Raw genomic sequence first — 4683 nt, forward strand, 5'->3', positions numbered from 1 at the left:
CCAGAGCCTGAACGCTCAGATGACTTCGAGCCTGACTTCTAGCCTGGAACCGCTGGTAGAAGTAGCTGTATCTGAGGCAATGTCGAAAGAGCCTAAGAGCCTGCACGAGGCAGCAGAAGCCTCTAAGAAGGCTCGCAGCGCCCTGCTCCAGGAGAAGGAGTCCAACGAAAAGCTGCTGGAGAAGATACCGCAGAGCGCAAAAAGTACAACGACGACATGGAAAAGTCGAACACGAACTTTATTAAGGCCTGCATGTCTGCCTCGTGGATTGCAGCCAGTGTTCTCTTCGTTGCTATCGCACTCGTTGCTGTCGGAGCCTTGGGGAACGGGCTGCTAAGTATGCTCGGCATACCCGACGGCGTGTCTGCCTTGTGGGGTCACGTCCAGGAGGCCAACGGCATCGGCCCAACACTGGGCTGGTTGGCGTTAACACTTATCGTCATAGGGGTTCTTATAGCGCTTATGACCTGGATGTTGTCCCAGGCTGCGCCGGGTATTGCTCACTTAGTCGAGGAATACCGTCGCAATCACCCGAGGAAAGAAACGAACCACTAACTAGAACACGTGCACCGTAAAAAGTAAAAATCCCCACAACACAGCGTAGCGGTTAACCGCTACGCTTCTTTTATGCTCTTCCTATGCCCCAACTTTGCAACAGCACCAATAAACTGGCGCCCCGGTTATAAGTTGGGGCGCCAAGTCGATGTGCTCGAGTCGGGGGATGTTAGTGGCCGGTGCCAAGCCGGCCAGACAGGCGGTTCAGCCGGTCCTGACTGGGACCGTCGAGCCCGATAATGGACACGGTTTTGCCTCTGTCCTGGAACTTCTGCGTAATCGCGTCAAAGGTCGCGACCGTGGAGGCATCCCAGATCTCCGCCTCAGTGAGATCAATAGTGATATGACGGGCAGAATCGGTGTAATCAAAGCGATAAACCAGGTCATTGCTTGATGCCCAAAACAACTGGCCATGCACCCGGTAGGTACGAGTATCAATCTCGCCATCGCCGTCGCCGTCGATCTCGGAGACCTTTTCAATGGAAGCGATATGTGCCATCCGACGGGCGAACATGATCATCGCGGTGACCACACCCAACACCACACCAATGGCCAGGTTGCTGGTGGCTAGGGTGGCAATAATCGTCACGGCCATAACAATGGTCTCAGAGACCGGCATGAGTTTAAGGGTGCGTGGATGCACCGAGTGCCAGTCGATGGTGCCGACCGAGACCATGATCATGATTGCCACCAGCGCAGCCATCGGGATCATGCCAACGATGTCGCCCAGTGCCAGGACCAGGACCAGCAGGAACACACCGGCTAACAGGGTGGATAGGCGGGTACGTGCCCCGGATTCGCGGACGTTGATCATGGTTTGACCGATCATCGCGCAGCCACCCATGCCGCCGAAGAAACCGGAGGCAATATTAGCCACCCCCTGTCCCCAGGATTCACGAGTTTTATCGGAATGAGTGTCGGTGATGTCATCGACGAGCTTGGCGGTCATCAACGATTCCATGAGACCGACCACGGCCATGGCCAGGGCATAAGGCGCGATGATCTGCAGGGTCTCCAACGTCCACGGCACGTTCGGGATAAACAGGGACGGTAAGGTCTCCGGCATCTTGCCCATGTCCGAGACCGTCGGGACAGTCAAACCGGCGGCAATGACCAAACCGGTGAGCACGATAATCGTGACCAGCGGGGCGGGGATCACACTGGTGAGCTTGGGGAAGAAAATCATGATCACCACACCCAAGCCGACGAGTGGGTAGACTATCCAAGGCACATCAATGAGGTGTTCGAGTTGGGCGGTGAAAATCATAATGCCCAGTGCATTGACGAAACCCAGCATCACCGATCGGGGGATAAAACGCTGAAGTTTCGCCACACCGAGGGCGCCGAGCACGATTTGTAGGACACCGCCCAACAGGACGGTGGCGATGAAATAATCCATCCCGTAACCACGCGCCACAGGAGCAATGACTAGGGCAATAGCCCCGGTGGCGCCGGTGATCATTGCCGGGCGGCCACCGGTAAAGGCGATCGCAATGGCCATGACTACCGAGGAAAACAGACCCATGGCTGGGTCAACACCGGCAAGGATGGAAAAGGCAATGGCCTCAGGGATCAGCGCCAGGGATACCGCCAGTCCGGCCAGAATCTCTATACGGATACGGGCGGGGGAAGAAAATGCGTAACGGAAGGATGCGATGATCCCGGTAGGGGCATCAGCGCCGTCTGGACTCAGGAGGGGGCGGGGGGCCGCCGTGCTAGTTTCAGTCATAGATGTCCAATCTTTGAGGGGATAGGTAACTGGGCGAACGCCCGAAAGGAATCCAACCCTCTAGTAACTTTAGGTTTGGTGATGGTGGTCATGGTAGCGGGAGTTTTACTCAACCGCCAACCCAGGCACAGGAACCCGTGGGCAACATCACCGTGAAGGAGAACAGGCAATGCAAAACAGTAATTTCAAGATCGGCGAGGTCGTTGACCAGACGGGGTTGTCGATTCCCACCTTGCGTTATTATGACAACGTCGGCCTGATTACCCCATCGGGGCGTAGCCCTGGTGGGTTCAGGCTTTATAGTGAGGCTGATGTACGTCGTGTTTTGCTGGTGCGACGGATGAAACCGCTGGGGTTTACTCTGGATCAGATGCGGGAATTCCTGGAAGCTGCGGAGATTCTTCATAGTTCAGATGGCGGGCAGGAAAGTGATACCGCACAGCAGGCACGGAGTAATGCCAAGGCCACCCTTGCCGACATTCGTGAGGAGACGCGCACCCGCTACGAAAAGCTACGCAAGCAAATTGCCTACGCTGAGGAATTCCTCGATCTGGTCAACACCCTGGCACCCTAAACTGCCCCCATCCTTCGCAGGGAGAAAAAGACCATCGTATTGAATGCGCTCTGTCGAATCGCGTTCCAGATGAAGTGGACGAACGCCCGCGGCCTCTCCGGAGTGGATGGCGATAGTACAGAGGACTTCTGAAATCCGTGCAGACGACTCCTCAAAACGACACAGTCATCCAAGGTCACAAAATCGAAAATTGTCACTTAACCCCATCACTTCCAAACCGGCTTAAGTGACAAAATGCCATCGCTAAAGTCCCGATTTGAGTCCCAGGACGTGCGCCTTAAGAGAAATAACTAAAGCCCCTACCAGTGTTTCTCCTGGTAGGGGCTTGGAAGTTGGTAGCGGGGGCAGGATTCGAACCTACGACCTCTGGGGTAACAAGAGCCGTGTCATACTTCCTGCGAACGCCACGGTTGAGCAGTGTCGCCCCCGATACACGAAGGCAGATCTCCCCCGAACTGCCGGCTCCCGTGGCGTTCCTTCGTAAGAGCTTTGCGCGCCGCAGCGCATGCGCGCGATTGTTGACGTGTCACACACTGCAACCTAGTTCCACACGATCTGCACCGATTCAGGGTTAAAGGTCTTGGTGCCGCGCACGCCACGGCGCAGGCGCACCTGGCACAGGGTATTGATGACTCGGCGCTGCACGGCAAGCTCTGCGTTGTCGAAGGCATCCACGGGCGAGGCGTAGCCGGTTGTGTCGAGCAGCGCCGATGCGCCAGCAAGACGGGCACGGCGCGTTTCGAGTTTCTCGATCTGCGGCTCATAACGGTTTCGCGCGCGCTTGAGGTCACGGGCCTCGATAAGCTCCTCATCGTAGTCAGCCTGGACGCGGGCGAGCTTTGCGCGAAGCTCAGCGAGTTCGTCGTCGATGGCGTCGACCTCGTCGTCATCCGCAGTTGGCAACAGGTCTGCTAGATCGTCACGGCCAAGGCGGGCGCGGATCACGGCGAGCACAAAATCATCGACGCTGTGAGTCGCACTAAGCCACAGGCGGCGCAGCGGTAGCGGTCGGCATGTGTGCGCACGGGGTTGCCACACTCGTCGCAGACATACAGACCCGAGCCGAGATGGCGGCGAGTGTTCCGGCGCTCCTTGTTGGTCAGCCGGTCGGGATCATCGAGCACGTTCTGCACGCGCCACCACAGATCGGGTGTGACGATCGGCTCCCACTGCCCTTTCACCGGCTCGCCGGTATCGGGGTCGCGGACGATATGCGTGACACGGCGGTATTTGTTCTTCACGCCTTTGCGCTTGGCCTTCTTATAAGTGGAGTAACCCGCATACACGGGGTTGCGCAGGATCGAGTGCAACGACGTGTAGGCCCACGGCTGCGCGTCGGGAACCGGCTTTTCTTCCTGGCCTTCAGCGCGGCGTCGAGCGTTGCGCTCTGTGACCACGGTGTACATATGGCGCGGCGTGGTCGGGATATCCGGCAAGCCCGGTTGATCGACCCCAGATAAGGCGCGCGCAATGTCGCGCATGGAGTTGCCCCTCTCGACAGCGCGGAACATACCGAGCACGGCGGCGGCTTCGGATGGAATGATCTCGCCGGTGGAGGTGTAGCCGATAGGGCGCACACCGCCGGAGTACCAGCGGCCCTGCTCGGCGCGTTGCTGTTGCGCACGAGACTGGCGCATGCTCTTTCGCTCGATCTCGCCGCGTGCCACGGCTGCTTTGATGCGCGCGTACATTCTGCCGCCGTCGGTGGCAAGGTCAGCATCACCGTTCGCAGTGACGAGTTTCAGCCCCTGCTCCTCTGCCCTGTCGATCCACTCTTCGAGCTGCCAGGGCTGCCGTGTGAGGCGGTCGAGGTCCCAGCAAATGA

5 protein-coding genes are annotated in these 4683 nt (G+C 58.1%); 2 read left to right on the forward strand and 3 right to left on the reverse strand.

Annotation, left to right across the window (positions count from 1 at the left end; translation table 11 throughout):
• Positions 1–216 precede the first annotated feature (216 nt).
• Positions 217–555, forward strand: coding sequence for a hypothetical protein (locus tag Q0U90_RS11440; protein ID WP_070788904.1), 339 nt, complete (start codon positions 217–219; stop codon positions 553–555).
• Between the two features lie 169 nt (positions 556–724).
• Here the strand turns inward: Q0U90_RS11440 and Q0U90_RS11445 are convergent, their stop codons facing one another.
• Positions 725–2284, reverse strand: coding sequence for a SulP family inorganic anion transporter (locus tag Q0U90_RS11445; protein ID WP_034664651.1), 1560 nt, complete (start codon positions 2282–2284; stop codon positions 725–727).
• A 169-nt stretch (positions 2285–2453) separates the two neighbouring features.
• On the opposite strand from Q0U90_RS11445, the gene Q0U90_RS11450 reads away from it, so the two are divergent.
• Positions 2454–2858, forward strand: a complete 405-nt coding sequence (locus Q0U90_RS11450; protein ID WP_034664654.1) for a MerR family transcriptional regulator — start codon at positions 2454–2456, stop codon at positions 2856–2858.
• A gap of 540 nt (positions 2859–3398) precedes the next feature.
• Here the strand turns inward: Q0U90_RS11450 and Q0U90_RS11455 are convergent.
• Positions 3399–3812: a hypothetical protein gene (locus Q0U90_RS11455; RefSeq protein ID WP_297455238.1), complete on the reverse strand. Its 414-nt coding sequence runs from the start codon at positions 3810–3812 to the stop codon at positions 3399–3401.
• Positions 3800–4683: recombinase family protein (locus tag Q0U90_RS11460; RefSeq protein ID WP_297455241.1), on the reverse strand; the 884-nt coding region annotated here is incomplete at its 5' end. The genes Q0U90_RS11455 and Q0U90_RS11460, both read right to left, overlap by 13 nt.

Source organism: uncultured Corynebacterium sp. (genome assembly GCF_946998835.1).
Taxonomy (GTDB): domain Bacteria; phylum Actinomycetota; class Actinomycetes; order Mycobacteriales; family Mycobacteriaceae; genus Corynebacterium.